The sequence below is a fragment of the Photobacterium lipolyticum genome, from assembly GCF_003026475.1.
Lineage (GTDB): Bacteria > Pseudomonadota > Gammaproteobacteria > Enterobacterales > Vibrionaceae > Photobacterium > Photobacterium lipolyticum.
In genome coordinates this window covers 20,994-45,528 of the sequence record NZ_PYMC01000003.1, presented here as the reverse complement: position 1 = coordinate 45,528, position 24,535 = coordinate 20,994, and the positions used below count along the sequence as shown (strand labels likewise).

Here is a 24,535-nt window from a genome sequence, read left to right as displayed (position 1 = left end):
TATTATTCTTCTGAAGTGTCGATAGCAAGTGCACGACCGCGTTTTTGTCCCGGTAAGGTGACACCATCATCTAATTGATATTTGTTGCGATAACCGCGAGGAGTCACAATCCAGTCGTGATACTGAAAACTACTGCTATTACCCACAATCACGGCGGCATTCATGCCAAAATCCAGATCGGTAAAATGCGCTAGGGTCGAAAGGCTCACCTGCTGATCATCACGGTAAGCGGCATTGACCACAGCCACCGGCGTCGTCGGCTCACGATATTGCAGCAAGATACGCTGCGCATTCTCGATATGGCTTTGACGCTTACGTGAACGAGGGTTATAAAAAGTAATCGCAAAATCTGCGTCTGCTGCCGCGTGGATCCGTTTTTCAATCTCCGGCCATGGTGTCAGCAAGTCAGATAGTGAAATCGTGCAGCTATCGTGACCAAGAGGCGCGCCAACCAGAGACGCACAGGCATTGGCCGCAGTAATACCCGGAACGATTTCAACTTCTGGTCCCTGCTCAGGCTGCCAACCCTGTTCAGTCAGTAATTCCAAGACCAACGGTGCCATCGCATACATGCCGGCATCGCCTGAGCAAACCAAGACGACATTGCGTCCGGCTTTCGCTTCTACAACGGCTGCGGCAACCCGATCCCATTCACGAGTCATTCCGTTTTGAATCACTTCCTGCTGATCAATCAGATCTCTGACTAAATCCACATAAGGGCGGTACCCGGCAACAACATCAGCATCCAGAATGGCTTGTTGCGCTCGCAGTGACATTAAATCCAAGCTACCCGGGCCAAGTCCGACAAGAGTTAATTTAGCCACAACACACCTCCGTTTCTGGCGCACGTAAACGGACTAAACCATCCGCAATTTGTTGTTCAAGAACCGGGCCAAAGCAACTTAAGACCATTGCCGTCCCTTTGCTATGGTGTCGTAATCGTTTCATTGTTGTACTGATCCTTGTGAACCTTCAAAAATCTCGCCTTTTGAACAACCCTCAGGAGAGTCAATCGCAGCGATGAGTTCCGGTTCCAATATTGAAGTCAATGGCACTCGCTGGGCCAATGCCGCGAATAATTCACGCCATTGCGTCATCGATAAGTTTTCGATATTACGCAGCCAGCAGCCGTTATTAATCGGGGTTTCGTTCGAAGTAAGACGTTCATAAATCACCAGCGTGGCACGGTTACGGCAGGCACCAGCACACATGGTTCGGCTGAGCTTTATCCGGTTATCACCGCTGGCTAGTCCCATTTCCTTTAGCATGGCGCGCAGATCATGGGTAAGGTTTTTGCTGCCTTCCTTACTGCAACGCCCGCCTTCGCAAAGTAATAGATGATGGCGGTGATGAAGCATGGGCCGGTCTAAATCAACGTGCTTTGGCTTGCATTGATAGCCTTTCACCACCTCGCTGCCATGCGCATTGATTTTCGCCGACGGTTGCCCCAGCCAGTTTTTCCAGTTGTGTTTCACTAAGGCTTCTTCTTTCTCAATACGACAGCATGCCAGCGTCATATTGAAACCATCTTGTTTGAACTTCCATTTCGCAACAACCAACTTGCTGGTTTGGCTCTGTTTCAATGCCGCCGCTTCGGCTACCGATGCCACACCGGTTACCTTCTCGACATAAGCCGAAGGATTCTCGATACCTGTCACAGTGCTAAGTTGCTCGGCTGAAAAAGTTACAAAAGGCCATTGCTGCTGTTGTGATAAATCAAGCAGACCTTGTTCGTCAGCTTTTAAATCGATACTGGCAATAACTGCCACACTGTCAGGAGCAAGATTATGCTCTGCCAAAAAAGCATCCACGCCAGCTTGTATGGTCGATAACGGTGTATTGCGATCACAGCCAATACCGAGTACTAACGATTTGGGACGCCACAACACGGCTTTATGCTGCCAGGGCTGATAAAGGTCTGGTGTCGCCTGATCGCTGATTAATACCAGGCCCTGCCACCCTTCGCTTTCAATGTCAGCGAGTTCGTGATGACAACGAATATGCCTTGGCATCATCCGCTTATATGGCCACCAGTTTTTTTCTCCGGCCTGCTGAACGACCAATACCGATTGATCGTTAACGACAGCCGCAGATACCGATGTAATTGCCGCTTCACATTGGGGAGCCAGCGTCCAGCCAAACGGCGCGCCCATCATATCGACCGACAAGGTATTAGCAGCATCTGAGGCGGTTGTGACTACCGGTGTCGCTTTTAAAATCTGCGCAACACGGTGCGCCATGGTATTGGCTCCACCACGATGGCCGGATAATACGGGGATCGCAAACTGGCCCTGGTCGTCGACACAAATAACCGCGGGATCATGGCGTTTATCTTGCAGTAACGGCGCGATAATACGACTGACAATACCGGTCGCGAAGATACAGATATGGCAATCATAGTGGTGAAAATCCGGTGCAACGAATTGCGCTAACGGTAAAGTCAGCGGTGCCGCTGAAGGGCAATGTTCATGCCCAACCTCGGTGACAAATACATCCGCAAACGGCAATTCACGCTGCAAGCGCTGAGCCTGTTTCGCGCCATTGAGGGTAATAGCATAAATTGCTATCTTCATGCGGCGCCCGCACTGCTCAATACCACATCATTAACAGCTACGTTTCCTCTCAAAATGCCGCGGCGGTTACGAATAGACAGCTGCACCATTGAGAAGTAACGATGTCCTTCGGGAACATCACGCAAATCGCGATAGATTTCTTGCTGCTCAGTCGTGGCATGAGAAACATATGTCGCACAATCAAGCAGGCCCATATCTTCAAGCATTGCCGTCAGTTCCGGGATCACCCGGCCCGCTTTAATCAACATGATGGTGTCGAACTCATTCATAAGGCGCGGCAGGCACTCCATACCATATGTTGCCGGCACCACGCAAAAACGCTCCTGTCCATCAGCCAGCGGGATCTTGGTTTGTGACGGAATTGCCGTAATCGAGGTGATACCGGGGACGATTTCCGGGTCCAGCTCCGGCATGATCTCATTGAGCTCTTCCTGAATATAAGCCCAGGTACTGAATACCGACGGATCACCTTCTGTCACAAATACCACCCGCTTGCCGGCAGCCACAAAATCTGCAATTTTCTGTGCCGCTCTACGCCATGCAGGTACATTCACCGAGGCATCACGGGTCATAGGAAAATGCAGGAAGCAGCACTCTGCTGTTAATTGATCCTCAGCCACAGCGCCCGTTACAATCTGCCATGCAAACGAATCGGCTTTACCTAAGTTTTTTTCCGGAATCGCTATCACATCAGCTTCTTGCAGTAAACGCACCGCTTTAAGGGTAAGTAGCTCACTGTCGCCGGTACCGACACCGATAGCAAAAAGTTGACCGGCAGATTGATTATTCATTGTTATTACCTTGTAGAGTCACGGACTTTTCAAATATAAAAAGATGGATAGGGTTTTCAGCTTGATAACGGGTGTAATGTGCTAACGGCACGCTCTGAGAAATTGCCGCTAGCTGAACTTTAGGGTTGAGTTGATGCTGCTTGCTCCATTGATGGATCTCGACAACCGAGTCAATGGTGACAGCCGTTGTGACCAGCACACCGTCCTCAGACAGGCGTTCCCAGCAGTGCGACAGAATATCGGCCATTGCACCTCGGGTTCCCCCGACAAACACTGCATCAGGCGCGGGTAAATCGGCTAATGCTGCGGGCGCTTTACCTTTAACAAGGGTGACATTGTCGGTGCGATGCGCTGCGATATTGGCCTCGATGGCCGGATAACAAGCTTCATTGCATTCCATCGTGAACACCTGACCTTGCCAGCACTGCTTAGCCGCTTCGATAGCGATGGAGCCTGAGCCAGTACCGATATCCCACACGGTTGCAGCAGGACGAAGTTTCAGTTCGCCCAGGGCTAAGTGGCGGATCGGTTGTTTGGTTATTAATCCCCGCTGCGGCATTCGCTTTTCAAACGCTTCATCATCGGCAAACTGTCCGAATTCACCCCAGAACTGACGGGCCGTACGTTTGGCAATAGCCACATTTAACGGGTCAAATGCATCTCCGGCCAATTCGGCCAGTTCCGCAACAGTGTATTGCCTGATGCGCTCTTCCGGTGAGCCAAGCTGCTCGCAGACACTTATCTGCCAGGAAGTTTCTCCGTAATGCAATAAATGCCGGGCAATAGCCGGTGGGGTATTTTTGCTGTCTGTCAGCAACGCAAAGAGATCGCCGTGCTGCAACTGACAAACCAATCCACCGATAGCTCGGCCATGCAATGACAGGCAACGCGCGTCCTGCCATGGTAATGCCAGACGAGCAAAAGCCAATTGGATGGAAGATGGTGATGGAATAAAGCACAACTCTCGTCGGTCAAGATGTTTTATCAAGGTACTGCCGATGCCATAGAACAGCGGATCGCCTGATGCGAGAACCACGACATCACCCTCTTCGCTCTCATCGATGATCTGATTAAGCCAAGGTTTAAAGCCTTCGCTCATATCTAGCAAGCAGCCTTTAAATTGAGGAAACCAACGTAATAGTCGAGGATGTCCGGCAAGTACCCGAGCTTGAGCAACGGCATTCACCGCACGACTGGTTAGACTGGCGCAGCCATCTTCCGGCACGCCAACAATGGTAATGGCCGCTTTCATACCGACTCCGTGAGCAAGGCATGAATGGTAGAGACCACCAGCGGACTGCCCCCTTTTCGACCAAGGCTGGCGATATAGGGCACTGTATTTTGTTCTGTCAAATCCTGCTTGGACTCTTCTGCTTTGACAAAGCCAACCGGAATACCCACTATCAGCGCTGGCTTAGCTTCGTTTTCAGCAACCATTCGTAACACTTCGTAGAGCGCCGTCGGGGCATTACCCACACCGACAATCGCACCATCTAATAGCCCCTGATCGCGAGCATGGCGCATTGCCCAGATTGCACGGGTTTCTCCCTCTCTTTTGGCAATTTCAATCACCTCAGGATCACTGATAAAACAGTGCGCTCGATTGCCATAAACAGATAGCCGCTGTTGGCTTAAACCACTTGTTATCATGGTGACATCGGTAATAATCGGTGCGCCCGCTTTCAGGGCTTCGATACCTGCCGCTGTGGCATCTTCACTAAAGCGAAATAATTCTGCGAACTCAAAATCACCCGTGGTATGTATTGCACGGCGTACCACTGCCCACTGAGCCGGGGTAAGACTATGACCGCCATGGATCTGCTCGATTTCACGATCAATGATGTCAAAAGAGCCTTCTTCAATTTGGCGGCCTTGCTGGGTCATTTGCTGCATCTCTTTCATTGCGCAGTCCTTGTTCTAATTTATAGGGCACTTGGTTCACTCGGTAACTTGGGAGCTCACACAGTGTTTTGAGCTAAGACGGATATTGAGCTAGCAGGCAGCCGTCAAAGTCGATTAAACGAAATTCAATCATGACTTTGTCTGCCACATAATCAGTGGCATGCCCGGCGGCATGGCAACATAGATCCTGCAGATACATATTAAAGGTGTGATGGTTGCGATCAGGGAAATGCTCACTGACAAGGTTGAGCACATGACGCCCCGTATTGGCATTGGCTATCAGCTCGCACAATGTCTGATCAGCACCGTGCTGGGCGGCAATATCAGCCAGTAGAGAGAAATTAATGGCGTGGCCGGATACATGAGTCATCATATGGCCCGCGACCATTTTCCCGAGCTTGCCGATCATCGCAACCACCGTCACTTTATCGACGTGGTAACGTTTGGCGGCACGTAATCCCACCCCGACAAAATCACCTGCCTGAATAAACGCCATCGAGTTAAGCTGGGGCAGCATTTCCATTGCCGAACGCTCTGAGCGGCTTCCCGTCGTAAGCACCACATGATTAAGCTGATTGGCACTGGCAACCTGAACCGACTGACGGACCGAAGCAGAAAAAGCTGAGGTTGAATAAGGTTTTACGGTGCCGCGGGTACCGAGAATCGAAATACCGCCAATCAGTCCTAACCGTTCACTAATGGTTTGTTTGGCGCATTCCTCACCTTCCGGGACTCGAATTTCCAGTTTCAGTCCCGGCTGAAAATGTTGCTCAGGCTGGCAGGCAAGCCATTCAGCCGTTGCCATATCATGAATATTTTGCCGCGGTACCGGGTTAATAGCCGCCATACCGACAGGCAGCTCTAACCCCGGAAGCGTAACTTTTGCGACGCCTACACCCCCATCGAGATGAATGCCCGGCTGAGAATGCCATGACGCCAGACATTGAATTTCGATGCCGTGCGTGCAATCGGGATCATCACCGCCATCTTTGATCACACTTGCCAGCACGCCTTCAGGTGTACGCTCAAGACGGCATAACTGGAAACTTGCCAGCTCTTTGTTAGGCAGGGTAATTACCACTTGGTCGATCAGTTCTGCGGTCAATAAGCAGTGCACCGCTGCACGGCTGGCAGCGGCTGCGCAAGCCCCCGTTGTAAAACCAGAACGCAGTTCACCTCGGTGTTTTGATCGCTTAACTTGAATGATCAAACCTTCGCCCATCCGATCGCAGCTTCGTATTTAACCTTGGTTAATTTTGCGGTTAAACCGACCCTTCTATTATTGAGCACATAACCTGCCATCTCGAGTTTGACGATATATGTCGAAAGCTCCGGCAATATTGAATGAGTAGAATAAATCGGGAATTTAATCGTGTTACTGAACTTCTGAACGATGGCTTGATGTTCAGGAAATACCGTTGTCGAATAGGCTTTCGCCGCCACGGGAATGAGGACAGCCGAGAAAAGAAGAGAAATAAGAATAATGTTCCGTTTCATACCCAATACACGCCATTAGCTCATTAAGTTTGTGCGCTAGATATTGGTATGAAAAAACGGCGGATAGCAACAGGATGCATGCGATCGCCCTTCATCACTGGGTACTCCCGCCCAGTATCTAGAAGCATTATTTGATAGCAGGTTTCCTGACTTACGACTAAAACGCATTACCTTCCTTCCCGAAATATCAGTGGATTAAGGTAATACTCATCGCTCACAGTTGCGGGTACAGTCCAGGTTTTTAACCTGATTCCCTCTTAGCCGTTAAGGCACTATCGTTAAAGCAGTGCTATTTGAGCACTTTCGATGAAGTTTAATTTTGATTCAAATCAAATTACCAATAATTCATAGGAACATCCATTTAAATAAATCAATCAATATTGGTATTAGTGACTAATTTTGTAATCCTCCACACTACGCGTTAAGCAAATGACTATTAATTAATAACATAGCTGAGATTAATAATTACCCATCAATCTGTTGAAATACAATCAAACAAAACAACAATAATAAATCATGTTTCATTTTAAAACTCATCACACTTGAACATAAATATAAAACAAACAGCCATTCATATTTTAAATGTATATTTATTTTCATGAAGGGATCATGAAAATAAGGTCGAGATTTTCCAGTTAATTACGCTATAACAACTAAATATACGCTTATAGGAGCAGATCTTAACTGATCTGCTCTTTTTATTACATAACGCATAAGCCCTCTAATGCATAAGCCCTTGAAATGAATGTTTTCACTCCTTCACAAACTATTTCACAACAGCCATTTACGCAAAAAAGTTATCCCCTGCTCACATATTTTCAACACTTCCCTTCAGAAATTGGTCTTTATGCCGATAAAATGATCAGCAAGACATAAAAATACAATTATTGACACTCGTTGAGGGAAGGATCCTATGAAGTTCAACCATAAAGTTGTCGCGACTTCTTCAGCTATTCTATTAGTTGCACTTTCGCTGTTGTCCGCAAACCAATATTTTAATATCAAAGGGGAAATTGAAACGCTTGTAACGAAAAGTGTCGATGAAATTGTATCTGGAATTAGTAATACCGTTAACGCAGAATTGAACAGTCGAAAAGCACTTGTCCGTTATGCCGCCAGCATGATCGAAGAGGATCTGTCACTGAATAACATTGAATCGGTAATCAGCCAACCCACTATTAAAAATACCTTTTTGCTGACCGGGGTTGGTTTTGAAAATGATGGTTCTTACACCAGTAATGATCCTAATTGGAATCCGGGAGCATCATGGGACCCAAGAAGTCGCCCTTGGTATAAGGATACAAAAAATGCTCGGGATCTTATCATTACGGCCCCCTATGCAGACTCTGTTACTAACGAAATTTTAGTATCAATTGCGATGCCAATAATGCATGCAAGTCAATTCAATGGCGCCATCTTTTTTGATGTCAGCCTGGCGGGCATGGCTGAAACAGTGAACAAGGTGTCGTTATTTGATGCTGGTTACCTATTTTTAGTTTCAGACAATGGCACTATCATTGCGCACCCTGATACCAAATTAAACGGCCAGCCACTGTCTGCATTCTTAAGCGGGATCTCTATTTCAAATTCGATCCAAACCACTGAACTTAATGGAACTAAGGTTGATGTCTCGTTTGCCAAAATTGAGGGACAGAGCTGGTTTATCGGTGTGGTGCTTGATAAGAGCATCGCTTATGCCGCTGTTGATGAGTTAAAAACCAATTCCATTATTTATTCACTGGTTGCGCTGGTACTGGGCATCATTGCACTGTTGTTGCTGATCAAAGTGCTAATGCGCCCTCTTCAAGCACTTAACGCCGCTATCCAGGATGTCGCTTCCGGTCAGGGCGACCTGACCCAACGTCTTGATACCAATACTGATGAAGAGTTTGCTGAACTGGCGCGAGGGTTCAATGCCTTTACTGAAAAACTCCAAAACCTGATCATTCAAACCAAAAGTCTCAGCCAAGATATCATGAAGGGTACCGAGCAAACGGCTGCAGGTGCCAAGTATTCCGCTGAAGCGATGGCGACGCAATTGGAAGAGTTAGAACAGTTGGCGACCGCAATGAATGAGATGGCCTCGACATCTTCTGATGTGGCTGGCAATGCCCAGGGTGCAGCGGCTGCCGCACAAGAAGCAGATAACGCCGTGATTGATGGCAGCAATATTGTTTCGCACACTTCAACGGCGATTTCTGACCTGTCTGTTCAAATCGACCAGGCCGTCGAGGTGGTTAAACAGCTTGAACATGCCACCGGTAATATTGAAACCATCTTAAAAGTGATTAACGAGATTGCCGACCAAACCAACCTGCTTGCACTTAATGCGGCCATTGAGGCAGCACGTGCGGGTGATTCTGGCCGTGGCTTCGCTGTGGTTGCTGATGAAGTTCGTACCCTGGCTCAGCGTACTCAGCAGTCGACCACAGAAATTCGCCAGATGATTGAGCAACTGCAATCGGGGGCTAGTTCTGCCGTGACGGTGATGGGACAAAGTAAAGAAACAGCAAGTAGTACAGTGTTCAAAGCGCAAGAGGCTGACGAAGCATTGGAGCGTATCCGAATTGCGATTCAGCAGATCAGCGATATGAATATGCAAATCGCCTCTGCCGCTGAAGAACAAAGCCTTGTTGCCGAAGAGATAAACAGTAATACCATTAAGATTAAAGATCTTTCGGAGCAAGTTGCTGACGCTGCGGATGGTGCCAACGCTGCAATGGACATTCAGATTAATACTGTACGGGAACAAGATAGCATCATGAATAAGTTTATCGTCTAATTAAACTTATTTTTTTCATTAAATCAAAAAGGCCGAGTCTCGGCCTTTTTTATAACTCAAAATACTGAACTTAGAGCGTTCAATAAGCTTTACTGTATAACTTTTATAACAATCAACCTAATTGTATATTTAATAATTGTATTGTTACCCTGCAAAAATATTAACCTCGAAATAAAATTCATTCACTAAGATCACACACAATAACGTACTTAATCTGCACATTTAATACCATTAAATCATTAAATGAGGTTTCCCTGACACAAAAACGCTACGATTTTAGAGCAAACGTAACCAAAAACCAACAATTGATTGCTTTTACATTTCTTCATATTCACTCTTATTTTTATTTATTAGATTGATAACCATTAATACTAAATAGTAACTCATTCATATATTTGTATGGGGTCAAAAACTTAGCAAATATAAAGTTTAATACTTAAGTACTAATTGAATACCACTGAATGACTATTCTATGATCCCTTTATAGATAGATTTGTTAAATGCAAAACGACGTTAAGATTACATTTAGACATAAATAAAAATAACAGGTGGTATTATGAGCAGAGTTACAAATCAAGAAAGCGTGGAAAAGCGCTCAAGCGAGTGGCAATCCTTTCTTTTCATAACCGTTTTCCTCTTCCCTATCCTCAGCGTAATGGCTGTGGGCGGGTATGGTTTTATTGTCTGGATGATGCAGATCTTTCTCTTAGGCCCTCCTGGTCATGGTTAATCAAAAAACCACGTTGGATTTACTGAAATAATTTTAGAGAGAACAGGTCATGAAATCATTTATAACCAAAGTCTGGGCATCAGCATCTCGCCCAAGTCTGCACATTAGCCTGGGCGTACTAACCTTAGGCGGCTTCATCGCCGGTGTTATCTTCTGGGGAGGATTTAATACCGCGTTAGAAGCAACGAACACCGAAGAGTTTTGTATTAGCTGTCATAGCATGGAAAACAATGTGTATCAGGAACTACAAAAAACAGTTCACTGGAAAAATAATTCCGGTGTGCGCGCGACTTGTCCTGACTGTCACGTACCCCATGACTGGACTGCAAAAATCGCCCGTAAAATGCAGGCAAGTAAAGAAGTTTTCGCCCAAGTATTTGGTGTCATAGACACCCGTGAAAAGTTTGAAGAAAAACGAATTACGCTTGCACAACACGAATGGGATCGCTTTTCTGCCAACAAATCTCTTGAATGTAAAAACTGTCATGACTATGACAGCATGGATTTCGAGAAGATGAAACCAACAGCCCGTATCCAGATGAAACAAGCGGCTGAACGTGACCAAAGCTGTCTGGATTGCCATAAGGGTATCGCCCATAACCTTCCTCATAACATGGACAGCACCGGCGGTATGATCGATCAGCTTGAGCAGCTCGCATCAAATACCAAGTACGAAAAAGGCCAGGACTACGTCAGCGTTCGTCATCTTCCTCTGTATGAAGACAAAGCCATGGCAACTGAGGCTGGTTTGCTGAACCCTGCTTCAAGTGTAAAAGTTGTTGATGAAGCCGGTGATGCTATTTTGGTAGAAGTGACAGGCTGGCGCAAAGTAAAAGGTTTTGGTCGTGTGATCCAAGAAGACTTCGGTATGAACATCCCGGTCGGCTCTTTACTCAAAGAAACGGCACAAAACGATACCCTGATCGAGAAGTTTGAAATCAAAGAAGACGAACTGACTGGTCTTCCTTGGCAGCGCATTAATACCAAGCTGTGGATGAAGAAAGGAGCGCTGCTTGCTGATGTTCAACCTGTTTGGGAACAGGCGAAGCAGTCTTATCAGACCAACTGTTCAGTGTGTCACACTCAGCCAGCAGAAGATCACTTCGATGCTAACACCTGGCCAGGCATGTTCAACGGCATGATGGCCTTTGTGAACTTCGACACCGACAGCAAGGCGCTGGTATTGAAGTACCTGCAAAAACACTCATCAGATTTTTCTGAAGCTAAACACTAAGCGATTGATGGAGTAATAAGAGTATGTCTGTTAGCAGAAGAAGTTTTCTTAAAGGCATTGCAACAACCAGCGCCGTATCTGTCATTGGCCCGAGCCTGTTAGCTTCGTCAAAAGCAATCGCCGCAGAAACAACCGGAACCTGGAAAGTATCAGGTTCACACTGGGGCGCGTTCCGCGCCCACATCTATGCGGGCAAGGTGCAGGAAATCAAACCGCTGGAGATGGATAAATTCCCGACCGATATGCTGGATGGCATTAAGGGGATCATTTACAGCCCGTCGCGTGTTCGTTACCCGATGGTGCGCCTTGACTGGCTGAAGAAGCACAAGTACAGCGGTGAAACCCGCGGCAATAACCGTTTCATCCGCGTTACCTGGGATGAAGCATTAGATCTGTTCTACCGCGAGCTTGAGCGCGTTCAGAAAGATTACGGTCCATGGGCACTTCACGCAGGTCAAACGGGCTGGCGCCAGACCGGTCAGTTCCATAGCTGTACCAGCCACATGCAGCGCGCTGTAGGTATGCACGGTAACTACATCACTAAAGTCGGTGATTACTCTACCGGTGCAGGCCAGACCGTACTGCCATATGTTTTAGGTTCAACGGAAGTATATGCCCAGGGTACCTCATGGTCTGAAATTCTCGACCACAGTAAGAACATTGTGCTTTGGGCAACCGATCCGGTTAAGAACCTTCAGGTCGGCTGGAACTGTGAAACCCACGAGTCATTTGCATACCTGGAGCAACTGAAAGAGAAAGTGGCGAAAGGCGAAATCAATGTACTGTCGGTTGATCCGGTTAAGAACAAGACACAACGTTACTTAGGTAACGAGCACATGTTCATTAACCCGCAGACCGACGTCGCATTCATGCTGGCCGTTGCGCATACCCTGTACACTGAAGATCTTTACGATAAGAAGTTCGTTCAAACTTACTGCTTAGGTTTTGATGATTTTGTCCCTTACCTGACGGGTGAGAGCAAAGATAAGATCGAGAAAACCCCGGAATGGGCAGCCGAGATCTGTGGCGTAACCGCTGATGAAATTCGCGACTTTGCCCGTATGCTGGTGTCTGATCGTACGCAGATCCTGTTTGGCTGGTCTATTCAACGTCAGCAGCATGGCGAACAGCCATATTGGATGGGCGCCGTTATCGCAGCAATGGTTGGCCAGATTGGTCTGCCTGGCGGCGGTGTGTCTTATGGTCACCACTACAGTTCAATCGGCGTTCCGTCGACTGGCTTTGCCGCACCCGGCGGCTTCCCGCGTAACGTGGATCAGGGCCAGAAGCCGAAGTGGGATAACGACGACTTCAACGGCTACAGCCGCACTATCCCGGTTGCACGTTGGATCGACTGTTTGCTTGAACCGGGCAAAGAGATCAAATACAACGGCTCAAAAGTAAAACTGCCCGATTACAAAATGATGGTGATCAGCGGTAACAACCCTTGGCACCACCATCAGGACCGTAACCGTATGAAGCAGGCTTTCCAGAAGCTGCAGACGGTGGTAACAGTTGATTTTGCCTGGACCGCAACGTGCCGTTTCTCTGATATCGTTCTGCCGGCTTGTACCCAATTCGAGCGCAATGATATCGACGTTTACGGCTCATACAGCGGCCGCGGTTTGCTTGCGATGCATAAACTGGTTGATCCTCTGTATCAGTCAAAAACTGACTTTGATATTTTCACCGAACTGTCCCGCCGTTTCGGCCGCCACAAGGAATACACCCGTGGTATGGACGAGATGGAATGGGTACGCTCGCTGTACTCCGACTGCCGCGATGCGAACAAAGGCAAATTTGAGATGCCCGAGTTCGATGAGTTCTGGGAAAAAGGGGTACTTGACTTTGGCGAAGGTAAACCATGGGTGCGCCATGCTGACTTCCGCGAAGATCCGGAAATCAATGCACTAGGTACCCCATCAGGCTTTATCGAAATCTTCAGCCGTAAAATCGACCGCTTTGGTTACGATGAGTGCCAGGGCCACCCAATGTGGTTCGAGAAGAACGAGCGTTCTCACGGCGGGCCGGGTTCAAAGAAACATCCGTTCTGGATGCAGTCTTGCCACCCGGACAAGCGCTTGCACTCACAGATGTGTGAATCGGAACAATACCGTGCAACCTACGCCGTTAAAGGTCGTGAGCCAATTTACATCAACCCGAAAGATGCGGCCGCTAAAGGCATTAAAGATGGTGACCTGGTGCGCGTATTTAATGACCGAGGCCAACTGCTGGCTGGCGCTGTTCTTACCGACAGCTACGCACCGGGTGTTGTTCGAATCGAGGAAGGGGCCTGGTATGGTCCGCTCAACGAGAAAGTCGGTGCCATCTGTACTTATGGCGATCCGAATACCCTGACTCAGGATATCCCGGCATCAGAGCTTTCTCAGGCAACCAGTGCAAATACCTGTCTGGTTGATTTTGAGAAGTATACTGGCGTAGTTCCGCCGGTGACTGCATTCGGTGGTCCAATCGAAGTCAGCTAAGGCAAATCTGAGCAATATATAACTAACGACAAAGCCACCGGTATTTATTTAAATACCGGTGGCTTTTCTCACTTACTTTTATACCAACGCCCTTAACTATCCCCGTCCTCACTTTCGTGTTTTAACGGTATTCAGCATACGCATCAAATGGTTGATGATTTTAATATTGAGGCGTAAATTAATGTTATAACAAATAAGAGAGAGTCTGAATGTGTTTGCTTATATCCTTGAAATGGTGTGCATTGTTGCTTTTGCGCTCAGTGGCGTAATGGTTGATTCAAACAAGGGTAAAGATATTCTAAGCGTATTGCTGCTAGGCTGGGTGACGGCCTTAGGTGGCGGAACACTTCGAGATATTATCATTAATGCCGATCAAGTATTTTGGATTCGTGATCCTACCTATTTCTGGGTTGCACTGGGAAGCAGCTGCGCCGGTTTTTTTCTAATAACAGAAATACGAAAGTCAAAAATAGAGAAGATGGTGATTTTATTCGACACCATCGGTGTCTCGCTGTTTTCTGTTCTGGTAACCGCTAAATTGCATTCAACAGGCTATGCCGCTTATGTTGCCATCTTTATGGGAATGGTCACCGCCGTTTTTGGTGGCGTGATCAGAGACATTCTCGCCCATCGCGTCAACATGTTTAACAACACCGAACTCTATGCGACCCCCGTTATTTTAGGTAGTAGCTTGTATATTGTTATGCACAATGTGGGGGTTATTGATTACATCGCATCCATTTTTTGTATGGCATTCATTGTCGTTATCCGGCTATATGTGGTGATAAAGCATATCAGATTTCCAGATTTTTTAATTTTGAAATAACACTCGTTCGTCGTTAGTTTTATATAAAAAAGAAAGTGCAAAAAGCAAACATTTGATACAAACTGCCGATAAGCAACCGAAGGATGGGGACCAATGATGGACGAGATTATTTCTGGCAAGCAACCAGCTCGAGTGTTAACCGAAATCGATGATCGACTCTGTAATTTGGTACAAGATCTCGACATTCTAAGTAGTGTTACCCCGAGTAATTACAAACAAGAACGCGAACGTTTTTTTGCCCAACACTACTCTATTGAACCTAATTTCTGCTATCAAAGTAACCCGTTTGATGTACATCAAGCCAAACGTGCATTGTATGAATTACCTGTCGAGAAAATTCTCAATGACGACCTTAAACTTCTCTATACTGACATCATTCAATCCTATGCTGATAAACTCGATCAGCTCTGCTCGATAGGTGAAAATGACTTCTTGTATAATTCACTCCGATACTATGGTGAGCCGAGCATTAAGGATATTAAGAACGCCAATTTTTTATTGCACTTACCGAATGAAGAAGAAGAAACTGCCAGCTACGATGCAATAAAAATTGAAGCATTCATGCGTGATTTTGCCGAGCAACACGGCTATGAATACAATCTGATTATCAGCGATAACATGATCGCGAATGCGCTCGTGGTAGGAAACAATGTCAAAATAAACAGCGCAGCCAAGCTATCAGGTCAAGAGCTCAATGCGCTTGCCCATCATGAGCTTGGTGTACATCTACTCACAACATTAAATGCAAGATCTCAACCCCTCAAGCTCTTGAATTTAGGCTGTCCCGTGAACACCACCACGCAAGAAGGGTTAGCTATCTTGTGTGAATTCCTTTCCGGACACTTCAGTATCAAGCGCCTGAGAACATTGGCACTACGCGTCGTAGCAGTAGAGTCAATGATTAAAGAGCGAGATTTTCGGTCCACCTTCCTACTCCTCAAAGAGCATTATAATACTGATGACTTAACAGCATTTACGATCACTGCAAGGGTTTATCGGGGCGGCGGCTTCACGAAAGACTACTTATACCTAAAAGGCTTCAGTGAAATCCTCAATGCATACAATGAAATGGGGAGCGACTTTAACTACCTGCTGTGCGGTAAGACCGAACTGAAATATATCCCTCAAATCAAACGGCTTATTGCACAAGATATATTGCTCGCACCTAAACTGATAAGCCCTGCGATCACTGATCCACAGGTGACAAATCCAATATATCAGTTTGTTACCCAAGCACTTCGGTAATAGACTGAATAATATATAAACGTCGAGGGCGTCCAATTTCTCCTCGACGATCCGAGGAGTATTAGTCATCTTTTTACAAATAGTAACAATGCTTTTCCACTCTGATCGAAACAAAAAAGCAAACGTTTGCTTTTTTACTGGCAGCGGTGGCTAGTTCTGGTATCATTTGCCTCAGAAGTCGGCTAACCGCTCTGTCGGTTGTTAGCCGTTAATCGCATGCTTTTATCATCGTATTGATTTTTGAAAATAGGAATTTCACCATGAGCCTTGCTGATCAAGTCCTTGCTGTAAATGATGATCTGCCGATCCGTACCGACAAACCTGTTCACAGCGGTAAAGTGCGTTCGGTCTACTGGCTGACTGACGCCGACAGCCGCCGCCTGATTGAAGAAAAAGGCTACGATGTGGCACCCGATGCGCCGCTGGCCATCATGGTGATCAGTGACCGTATTTCAGCCTTTGACTGCATCTGGCATGGCGAGGGCGGTCTGAAGGGTGTTCCCGGTAAAGGCGCGGCATTAAACGCCATTTCCAATCACTGGTTTAAGTTGTTCCGCGCAAATGGGTTAGCTGACAGTCATATTTTAGACATTCCCCACCCGTTTATCTGGATTGTTCAAAAAGCAAAACCGGTCATGATTGAAGCTATCTGCCGCCAGTACATAACGGGTTCAATGTGGCGTTCGTATGAAAAAGGTGAGCGTGATTTCTGTGGTATCGAAGTACCGGAAGGGTTAAGCAAAGATCAGAAGCTTCCAGAACTATTAATCACACCGTCAACCAAGGGTATTTTAGAAGGCATACCTGGCGTTCCGGCCGTTGATGATGTGAATATCACCAGGAAGAATATCGAAGAAAATTTCGCTGCTTTCAATTTCCGTAACCCTGCTGATATCGATTATTATGAAACCCTGCTTAAAGAAGGTTTCAACGTCATCAGCAGTGAGCTTGAAAAGCTGGGTCAGATCTTTGTTGATACCAAATTTGAGTTTGGTTACGTGACAGATGCAAGCGGCAAGGAAAAACTGATCTATATGGATGAAGTCGGTACGCCTGATTCATCACGCATCTGGGACGAAGCCGCTTTCCGTGACGGAAAAATTATTGAAAACTCGAAAGAAGATTTCCGTCAGCTGCTGCTAAACCACTTCCCTGATCCTGATATTCTTCTGAATAAAGATCGTATGGAAGAGCGTGCAGCGCTTGCGCGTGACAATGCACTGCCTCAAGAAGTACTGATGCAGGTATCCAAAATCTACACCGGCATTGCGGAAAAAATCACCGGTAAGAAAATCACATTGAGTGAAAATCCTAAAGCAGAAATCGTTGCGATTCTTCGCGAAGACTACGGTTTAATTGACTAGGGTTTAGTTGATTAGGCTTAGCGGCCCACAGACTAAAAAACCTGCTCATCGAGCAGGTTTTTTTGCATTATGGCAATCACAAATAAGCCCTTTAACAACGGCTCAGGGATGCTTTTAGCCGCTTCATCCCTTCTTCAATACTGACAACAGGCACGTAACCCAGATCCCTTTTCGCGGCACTGATATCGAAATAGTGACAAGTCGACAGCTGACGGGCAACAAAACGGGTCATCACAGGTTCTTGCTTTTTACCAAGCCATCCATAGATCCATTCCAGTAAGGCACCTACCCCGTAGGCTAGTGATGTTGGTACTCGTTTACGAACAGGTGGTAATTCGGCACAGGACAGGATTTTATTAAGCATAGCGGCCATGGTGATCGGCTCATCATTACTGAGAAAATATGCTTTTCCCGCGCACACCGCTTGTGGCTCACTCAGTCTTAGCGCTGCCAGAATATGCGCATAAGCGGCATTGTCGACATAAATGGTATCAACCAGCTTATCTTCACGCCCCACCAACTTAAGTCTGCCAGCACGAGCTCGGTCAATCACCCTTGGTACCAGATGGGGATCTTCCGGCCCCCAGATAAGGTGGGGACGCAATGCCACTGTCTTTAACTGTTGATCTGTTCCTTTAAGGCAATCACTTTCTTCAAGACTAGCCGTTTCTTCAAGGCTATCTATTTTTTCAAGAGAATTAATATTTTCAAAACAACTGGTCTTTTCAAGAAGGCGGCCACTCGCAGCCAGCACCATCTGCTCGGCGATGGCTTTCGATTCAGCATAATAATTCAGGTAATTATCAGCATAAGGGGCAGATTCATCAATTCCCGCTTCATCAAAACCCGCAAACGTCACGCTTGGGGTGCTGGTATAGACAAGTTTATTGATACATAGTGCCTGACATGCATCGAGAATATTACGTGCACCGTCGACATTAGGGCTGTAATAGTCCGCTTTTGAGCCCCAGACTCCCGCCTTTGAAGCCACATGAAAAACCAAATCACAGCCTTGCATCGCATTCATCAGCGCTGTTTTATCGCTAATATCGCCTTTGACCATGGTAACGCCCATTTGCTCAAGGTCGGGATAATCACCGCGGGCAAAGCCCGTTACCGCAATGCCTGCATTGCGCAAATACCGGCAAATGGCTTTGCCAAGAAAACCACCGGCACCGGTAACAAAAGCATGGCTAACCTTAGAAGCTAAGGCTGTCAGAACTTTCACGTCATCCGGTGTTTGCTGATCACATTTGTTATCTTTTAACACCAGCAGATGACTCCTTGCTCTGTTCTTTTTCAGAAATGATGCCTTGTGCCCAAACTGCCAGTTTTTCTCTGAAAATCTTCGCGTTATGGCGGATATCAACGGGGAAATCAGGATGAATTAAGAAATCAGTGATCCCGCGAGTCTGATCATGTTTTGTGCCAATGACTTTCAACTCATCAAAGAAAGATCCCGTATCGTCTATCTCGACGCCTTTCTTTAACTCAACACACAGTAAAGGAACCATTGCACAATTTCGTTCAACCCCCACCAGCGCGGTACGTTTCACGCAGGGATGAGTATTGAAGATGCGCTCACACGGAATAGAGAAATAAGGCTGTTGATCGCATTCTGAATTGACACAACTTGTTTCAACGCGATGAGCCTTACGGCCACACATCCAGAGTTTCCCTTCCTGATCCAGATAACCTAAGTCACCCATACGATGACGAATGGCATTATTATCAGTGATTTTGGCCTGTTCAGTTGCAGTGTCACGGTGGTAATAACTCCGGCTCACCATCGGGCCTTTAACCACAATTTCGCCGATTTTATTGGCAGGCAACCTCAGGCTGTCATCCCAATCAACAATCGGATCCTCGGTGATCGCGATGATCGCAATATCTACGCCCTGAACCGGTAAACCGACACAAATCCCGCCGCCGTTATCAGTAACGTCAGTGGTTTTCATTAAGTGCTCACTACCGATCATGGTCAGCGGTAACGATTCCGTCGCACCGTAAGAATTAAGTACTTCAACGCCAGCACTCAACATTTTACTAAAACGTGAAATAGACGAAATTGTGGCAGGTGCCCCCGCAGAGATAACACGTTTAATACTCGGTAATCTATGGGGTTTAGCTCGATTTCCCCCTGCTTGCCCCAATCGTTCAATCAACGCTGGATTAACAAACATATTGGTGCACTGATACTGCTCAATAGCCGCAAAAAGGCTATCAGGATTAGCCGTAATAGGCTTACTTGCATCCATATCAGGAACAATAGACGCCATACCTAATGCAGGACCAAAGAGGGAAAATAGCGGGAATGTGGCAAGATCACGTTCACCATGCACAATGCCGTAATCGTTTTTCAGCACACTGATTTGTGCTTCAAACATTGCATGGGTATAAACCACACCTTTTGGCGTACCGGTGCTACCGCTGGTGAACAAAATGGCCGCCATTTCATCGTTCTTGAGCTGGGCAATGTCATAATCGGTTGCTTGATGCATCTGACTACGGGGCTTGGTCACCCTATTACGTTTAAGTAGGGCTTTTAGCGTTGTTCCGCCGAATAAATTAGCCAATATGCCACTGCCGCCAACCGTCAGTAAACGACGTACATTGGGTTTACCCCAACCAAATAGACAACGCGCAACATGAGCTTTCGGAATGCCAATAAACGCATCAGGCTTGGCTTCATCAAAACATTGTTTAAGGTTTTTAACCCCCATACCAGGGTCAACCAGAATAGGAATGATGCCGGCTTTAAATAACGCAAACGTCAGGGCAAAGAAATCGAGGCTAGGCGTTACCATCAACACCGCTTTCATGCCACGTTTAATGCCATAGTCATTTAAAGCCTGGGCAATACAATTACTGTCAGCATCAAGCTGGCCAAAGCTCAGCTCTTCATAACGCAGTTTTCCTGCGAATGATTTCTTCTGTACTGCCACGGCAAGCGCTGCTGGGGTTTCAGCCGCTGCTCGCTTTAAGTGACGACAGATATTGGCTTTATTTGCATCAGATGGTTCCAAATCTGGTACCTCACTTGAATCAAAAGGGGCACCAATTTCATGCCCTTTAACCATCAAGAATGTCCCTCACTCGACATAGCGTCTGGATTTACAGTTTGTTCATCATTGATGGCGTCACTGCAAATTGGGGCTTTCATAAATTCTGAAATTAGCGGTACAACCTCTTCGCTCGCATCTTCCAAAATATAGTGACCACAGTCTGCAAATTCGTGGACTGTTGCGTGTGGCATTTTTTTACACCAAACCGCCAAGAAATGCTTATCAAACACAAAATCTTTTAAGCCAAAGCAAATCAGGGTCGGTACTTGGGAGAACTTCGGTAAACTTGCAGCGATCTCAGAGACTAACTCGTAGTTTCTATCGCCTTTTCTTAATGGAATATCCTGCACAAAACGTAATGTTGAAATACGGTTCGCCCAGGAATTAAATGGCGACACATAAGCCTGACGAACTTCCGGGCTCATCGGTCTACGTTTAACACCCACATAAGAAGCGATAGATGAGAAAGCGTTAAAGCCTCGCACTAAAAATGTGCCCAACATAGTATTGCGGCAGATCCACAAAGGCCATGGAAAAGGCTTGGATTCAGGAAGGTGAAAGGCGCCTGTATTAAGGATCACCAGGCGTTTGATGCGCTCTGGATAACGTGCCGCGTAGCCCATACCAATCATACCGCCCCAGTCGTGTACAACCAGGGTGATGTTTTCGCGTAGCTCTAAATGCTCAAGTAATGCTTCTAAGTCGTCAATGCGGTTTTTTAACGTGTAGTCATAGCCGGCATCATCTGGCTTATCAGATAAACCACAGCCAATGTGATCAGGCACGATACATTGGTGGTTCTGACTTAATTCAGTGACCAGATTACGGTAATAGAATGACCAGCTCGGGTTACCATGGACCATAACAACCGGCTCGCCCTGCCCTTCATTCACATAATGCAGCTTATGGCCATTTCTGCTGAAAAAATTGCGCTTAAAGGGAAATAACGTGTCTAACATGACTAATCCTAACTATCCTCAGCATGGAAATGAACCATCCTGTGTTTTGTAACTATTTCAGCGTAACAGGTAACGATTCAGCTCAACGCTATTTTGTTTAAGAGCAAAGAGAAAGCGCGCCGACTCTAATAAAACAGAGCGTAAGTACAAATGAGCACTTTCGATGCCGATATTGAACAAAATAGCTAAGAGATTAATTGTTACCACTTGAGACCTAACATCATACAGTTAAGCCCACTGCCTATCCCTAAGAAGCTCACGTTATCGCCTGATTTCAAGAAACCATGATCGTGTGCCATCGCGGCGGTAACAGGTAAAGAAACCGAGCCCATATTGCCCATCAGCTTATAAGTTGGAAATTCTTTCCCGACTGGAATGTTCAGCGCATTCAGCACCTGTTTACGGTTTGATGCGCCAACTTGGTGGCAGATGACTTTATCGACCTGCTCGACTATCCAGCCGCGCTGATCGAGGAAATGGTCCCAGGTATCACGCGCCAGCTTCACACCTTCTTTGAGTAAGGTGACACCGTCAGTACGCATAAATTCACGAAATAGTTGCGGCCCGACTTCCTGTAAGCCCCATTGGCAAAGTTGGTGATGTTCTGGTGCTGATAAATGGCTGGCACCTAACAATTGGTGCTGACGGGCATTGTGCAATGGCAGACTACCGTCAGTCAGTAGAACAGCAACCGCCCCGGAACCTCCGGTTAAGGTGGCTAAAGATTGGGCAAAATTCTGCATGGTAGGCTCAGCCAGCATATGATCGATTGTAATATCAACGATATGGCGGGCTGATTCACAAGAAACCACCAGGCCTGCTTTGATTTGCCCCAGCTCAATACGGTTTGCAATATCTAAGATGCCAGAAAGGACACCGAGGCAAGCATTGCTGATGTCGTAAATCGCCGTGTCATTCGACACACCGAGTTCAGCTGCAATTCTGCACGCTGTTGCAGGTTCATGTTGATCGCGACATACCCCGGTATAGACAACAGCACCAAGATCGCCAACCTGAATACCTGTTTCATCAATGGCTTTTCTGGCGGCGGCCAGAGCACCATCTGACAGTCTATACCCTTTAGGCCACCAGCGACGCTCTTCTATACCTGTCAACGCAGCAAGCTGCCCCATGGGAATACGAAATTTCTGATATAAAGGAGCTAACCGGGATTCTAACTCAGAACTCGATACCACTTGTGGTGCTAGCTCGTAAGCCAGACTATTGATAAAAACGCGAGAATATTTCATTCAACTATATAACTGCTCACTATCTCGGTAAAAACAGTACCGATCTTCGTCATTAGTGCGCCATTTGAGCAAGAAAAAGCAGATGATTCAATAAAAATGTCATATTACGGGCGGACTGGCTCATATGACCAGTATAAAAAACATTAAGTTCATGACTGGCGTAAGGTAAAGTGCATGTCTTATTGCTTGTTGATTAAAAGTTAGCAAGATGAGTCTTGGCATTCCTGCCTGATTTGATTGAGAGATATAACCAATAATGAGCAAGATATATCATCACCCTGTGCAAATCTATTATGAAGATACAGACCATTCAGGTGTGGTATACCACCCTAATTTTCTTAAATATTTCGAGCGCGCACGTGAGCATGTGATTGATAGCGAAAAGTTAGCCAGACTTTGGGATGAGGAAGGTTTAGGTTTTGCGGTTTATAAAGCCAATATGACTTTCCAAGACGGTGTGGAGTTTGCCGAAATCTGTGATATTCGAACGTCTTATCAGTTAGACGGTAAATACAAAACCCTATGGCGACAAGAAGTCTGGCGTCCGGGAGCAACCAGACCCGCTGTTATTGGTGATATAGAAATGGTCTGCTTAGATAAAGAGAAACGGTTGCAGCCTGTTCCCGAAGAGATTTTACAGTCAATGATGGCGGATTAGCGGCCTACCTTTGCAGGAATAGCCAACAATCGTCATCCCCGAAATCGCTTAACGCAGAATATTTTATCGTCCTGCAGATCGATTTTAGCGATTATCGGGGATCCACAGTTCGCTGAGGCAGAAAATTAACGCAGCAGATCATTTGGGCAGACCAATCTTGCATCTAACGCCATTGGCTTGACACTGCCACCTAGCGTAACGGCAAAACGATACTCTTCATTCAGACGTCCAAGACAGGATTGCCACGGGTTTGGTTCGACTTTTTTGTCAGAACCGTTATCAGCAAAGTTCAATCTTATACCACTATACAGTTCAAGCTGACTGACAACAGGTTCTGAATAAAAGGGGGAATCAAGCCCCGTTGCCGGCTGCAGTGGCAAAGTCTCTTCGCTTACTGCAGAAAGATCAAAACCAAAAGATTTTAACGACTTCGCAAGCCCATGCCCCGTTGCTTTAATATACGATTCTTTCAATGCCCACAGATCAAAAAAACGCTGCCTTTGTCGATTTTCAGCCAGATTTAATAACGCCGTAACTTCCTGCGGCGAAAAGTAGTGATTGAGGATCGGGTAAATATCAGTACTCGTTCTGGCATGCTCTATATCCACCCCCAATTCTACGTTTTCACTCCCCGCTCTCATCACGCCCAATAACAGATAGTCTCCGCTATGGCTCAGATTAAATTCCAGCCCGGTTTGCTCCCGTTGCTCTGCACACAACCTTGGTTTCCCTTTCTCTCCATATTCAAATCGCCATTCATCCGGTGAAAGCGATGTATATCGTGACAATATCGCCCGCAGAAAACCGCGAACATAGAGCGCCCGAGTCCTCGCATCTTGTAGTCGATAGCGAGTCACCTTTGCCTGCTCGTCTTCTGTTAACCAACGTTTCAAGCTGTCAATATAAGGGCCGGCATCATCAAGCTGAGTAAGTGGACAAAACCAGAGCTGAACAAGAGAATAAGATGACAAAAAGAGAATCCCACGAGGTTAGGGTGTTTTCTATTGTGACTGTTTTACTTTTGAAACAACAGCGCTAAGCCGGTCCTATGCACTATGGCAAGTTTATCTTTCAACAAAAATCAGGATTAAAACGGGCTTAATTTACCCTTTTTATGTCTAGACGCTTTTTTTTGCCACCACTAGCACAAAGCCCCTTGCAACAACCATTACA

The 24,535-nt window shown here is 46.4% G+C and carries 21 protein-coding genes and 1 riboswitch; of the genes, 8 read left to right on the top strand and 13 right to left on the bottom strand.

The features are described 5' to 3' along the window. Window positions 1–2: 2 nt before the first annotated feature. From cobJ to C9I89_RS05430, 8 genes are all read right to left on the bottom strand, one after another. Window positions 3–824 (bottom strand): precorrin-3B C(17)-methyltransferase, encoded by an 822-nt coding sequence (cobJ, locus tag C9I89_RS05460; protein ID WP_107282352.1) that lies wholly within the window; start codon window positions 822–824, stop codon window positions 3–5. Next, window positions 817–948 carry a hypothetical protein gene (locus C9I89_RS22930; protein ID WP_281258242.1) on the bottom strand — a complete coding sequence of 44 codons (132 nt, stop codon included), beginning with the start codon at window positions 946–948 and terminating at the stop codon, window positions 817–819. The genes cobJ and C9I89_RS22930 overlap by 8 nt, the downstream gene beginning before the upstream one ends. Beyond that, window positions 945–2,573 (bottom strand): cobalamin biosynthesis protein, encoded by a 1,629-nt coding sequence (locus C9I89_RS05455; protein ID WP_107282351.1) that lies wholly within the window; start codon window positions 2,571–2,573, stop codon window positions 945–947. Before C9I89_RS05455 ends, C9I89_RS22930 begins: the two co-directional genes overlap by 4 nt. Further along, window positions 2,570–3,364, bottom strand: coding sequence for a precorrin-2 C(20)-methyltransferase (cobI, locus tag C9I89_RS05450; RefSeq protein WP_107282350.1), 795 nt, complete (start codon window positions 3,362–3,364; stop codon window positions 2,570–2,572). The genes C9I89_RS05455 and cobI overlap by 4 nt, the downstream gene beginning before the upstream one ends. Continuing rightward, a complete protein-coding gene (cbiE, locus tag C9I89_RS05445; RefSeq protein WP_107282349.1) occupies window positions 3,357–4,616 on the bottom strand; it encodes a precorrin-6y C5,15-methyltransferase (decarboxylating) subunit CbiE in 1,260 nt (419 codons plus the stop codon). Before cbiE ends, cobI begins: the two co-directional genes overlap by 8 nt. Beyond that, window positions 4,613–5,266 carry a precorrin-8X methylmutase gene (locus tag C9I89_RS05440; protein ID WP_107282348.1) on the bottom strand — a complete coding sequence of 218 codons (654 nt, stop codon included), beginning with the start codon at window positions 5,264–5,266 and terminating at the stop codon, window positions 4,613–4,615. The genes cbiE and C9I89_RS05440 overlap by 4 nt, the downstream gene beginning before the upstream one ends. A 73-nt stretch (window positions 5,267–5,339) precedes the next feature. Further along, complete coding sequence (locus C9I89_RS05435) at window positions 5,340–6,488, bottom strand: cobalt-precorrin-5B (C(1))-methyltransferase (protein WP_107282347.1); 1,149 nt, start codon at window positions 6,486–6,488, stop codon at window positions 5,340–5,342. After that, a complete protein-coding gene (locus C9I89_RS05430; protein WP_107282346.1) occupies window positions 6,473–6,763 on the bottom strand; it encodes a hypothetical protein in 291 nt (96 codons plus the stop codon). Before C9I89_RS05430 ends, C9I89_RS05435 begins: the two co-directional genes overlap by 16 nt. Before the next feature lie 119 nt (window positions 6,764–6,882). Further along, a riboswitch (cobalamin riboswitch) is annotated at window positions 6,883–7,055 on the bottom strand. A 621-nt stretch (window positions 7,056–7,676) separates the two neighbouring features. Here C9I89_RS05430 and C9I89_RS05425 point away from each other — a divergent pair. The 7 genes from C9I89_RS05425 (at window position 7,677) to C9I89_RS05395 (ending at window position 17,430) form a co-directional block, all read left to right on the top strand. Then, a complete protein-coding gene (locus C9I89_RS05425) occupies window positions 7,677–9,545 on the top strand; it encodes a methyl-accepting chemotaxis protein (RefSeq protein ID WP_107282345.1) in 1,869 nt (622 codons plus the stop codon). Between the two features lie 556 nt (window positions 9,546–10,101). Continuing rightward, window positions 10,102–10,275 carry a trimethylamine N-oxide reductase system protein TorE gene (gene torE / locus C9I89_RS05420; protein WP_107282344.1) on the top strand — a complete coding sequence of 58 codons (174 nt, stop codon included), beginning with the start codon at window positions 10,102–10,104 and terminating at the stop codon, window positions 10,273–10,275. A gap of 49 nt (window positions 10,276–10,324) precedes the next feature. Beyond that, entirely contained in the window at window positions 10,325–11,509 is a 1,185-nt protein-coding gene (gene torC / locus C9I89_RS05415) for a pentaheme c-type cytochrome TorC (RefSeq protein ID WP_107282343.1), read from the top strand. Between the two features lie 23 nt (window positions 11,510–11,532). Then, on the top strand, window positions 11,533–13,995 hold the full coding sequence (gene torA, locus C9I89_RS05410) for a trimethylamine-N-oxide reductase TorA (protein WP_107282342.1): 2,463 nt from the start codon (window positions 11,533–11,535) through the stop codon (window positions 13,993–13,995). A gap of 211 nt (window positions 13,996–14,206) precedes the next feature. After that, entirely contained in the window at window positions 14,207–14,821 is a 615-nt protein-coding gene (locus tag C9I89_RS05405) for a trimeric intracellular cation channel family protein (RefSeq protein WP_107282341.1), read from the top strand. A gap of 96 nt (window positions 14,822–14,917) precedes the next feature. Beyond that, window positions 14,918–16,066 (top strand): flavohemoglobin expression-modulating QEGLA motif protein, encoded by a 1,149-nt coding sequence (locus C9I89_RS05400; protein ID WP_107282712.1) that lies wholly within the window; start codon window positions 14,918–14,920, stop codon window positions 16,064–16,066. A 260-nt stretch (window positions 16,067–16,326) separates the two neighbouring features. After that, entirely contained in the window at window positions 16,327–17,430 is a 1,104-nt protein-coding gene (locus C9I89_RS05395; RefSeq protein WP_107282340.1) for a phosphoribosylaminoimidazolesuccinocarboxamide synthase, read from the top strand. A 91-nt stretch (window positions 17,431–17,521) separates the two neighbouring features. Here the strand turns inward: C9I89_RS05395 and C9I89_RS22765 are convergent, their stop codons facing one another. From C9I89_RS22765 to C9I89_RS05375, 4 genes are all read right to left on the bottom strand, one after another. Continuing rightward, the gene (locus C9I89_RS22765; protein ID WP_245905411.1) at window positions 17,522–18,700 is read right to left on the bottom strand and encodes an NAD-dependent epimerase/dehydratase family protein; all 1,179 of its coding nucleotides are present in this window, start codon (window positions 18,698–18,700) and stop codon (window positions 17,522–17,524) included. Then, window positions 18,687–20,510: an olefin beta-lactone synthetase gene (oleC, locus tag C9I89_RS05385; RefSeq protein ID WP_107282339.1), complete on the bottom strand. Its 1,824-nt coding sequence runs from the start codon at window positions 20,508–20,510 to the stop codon at window positions 18,687–18,689. The genes C9I89_RS22765 and oleC overlap by 14 nt, the downstream gene beginning before the upstream one ends. Continuing rightward, window positions 20,510–21,454, bottom strand: a complete 945-nt coding sequence (locus C9I89_RS05380; protein ID WP_107282338.1) for an alpha/beta fold hydrolase — start codon at window positions 21,452–21,454, stop codon at window positions 20,510–20,512. Before C9I89_RS05380 ends, oleC begins: the two co-directional genes overlap by 1 nt. 200 nt (window positions 21,455–21,654) lie before the next feature. Continuing rightward, window positions 21,655–22,704: a 3-oxoacyl-ACP synthase III gene (locus tag C9I89_RS05375; protein ID WP_107282337.1), complete on the bottom strand. Its 1,050-nt coding sequence runs from the start codon at window positions 22,702–22,704 to the stop codon at window positions 21,655–21,657. Between the two features lie 256 nt (window positions 22,705–22,960). Here C9I89_RS05375 and C9I89_RS05370 point away from each other — a divergent pair, with 256 nt between their 5' ends. Beyond that, window positions 22,961–23,362, top strand: coding sequence for a thioesterase family protein (locus tag C9I89_RS05370; protein WP_107282336.1), 402 nt, complete (start codon window positions 22,961–22,963; stop codon window positions 23,360–23,362). 125 nt (window positions 23,363–23,487) lie between these two features. Here C9I89_RS05370 and C9I89_RS05365 read toward each other — a convergent pair whose 3' ends face one another. Continuing rightward, the gene (locus C9I89_RS05365) at window positions 23,488–24,333 is read right to left on the bottom strand and encodes a 4'-phosphopantetheinyl transferase family protein (protein WP_107282335.1); all 846 of its coding nucleotides are present in this window, start codon (window positions 24,331–24,333) and stop codon (window positions 23,488–23,490) included. Between the last annotated feature and the right edge of the window lie 202 nt (window positions 24,334–24,535).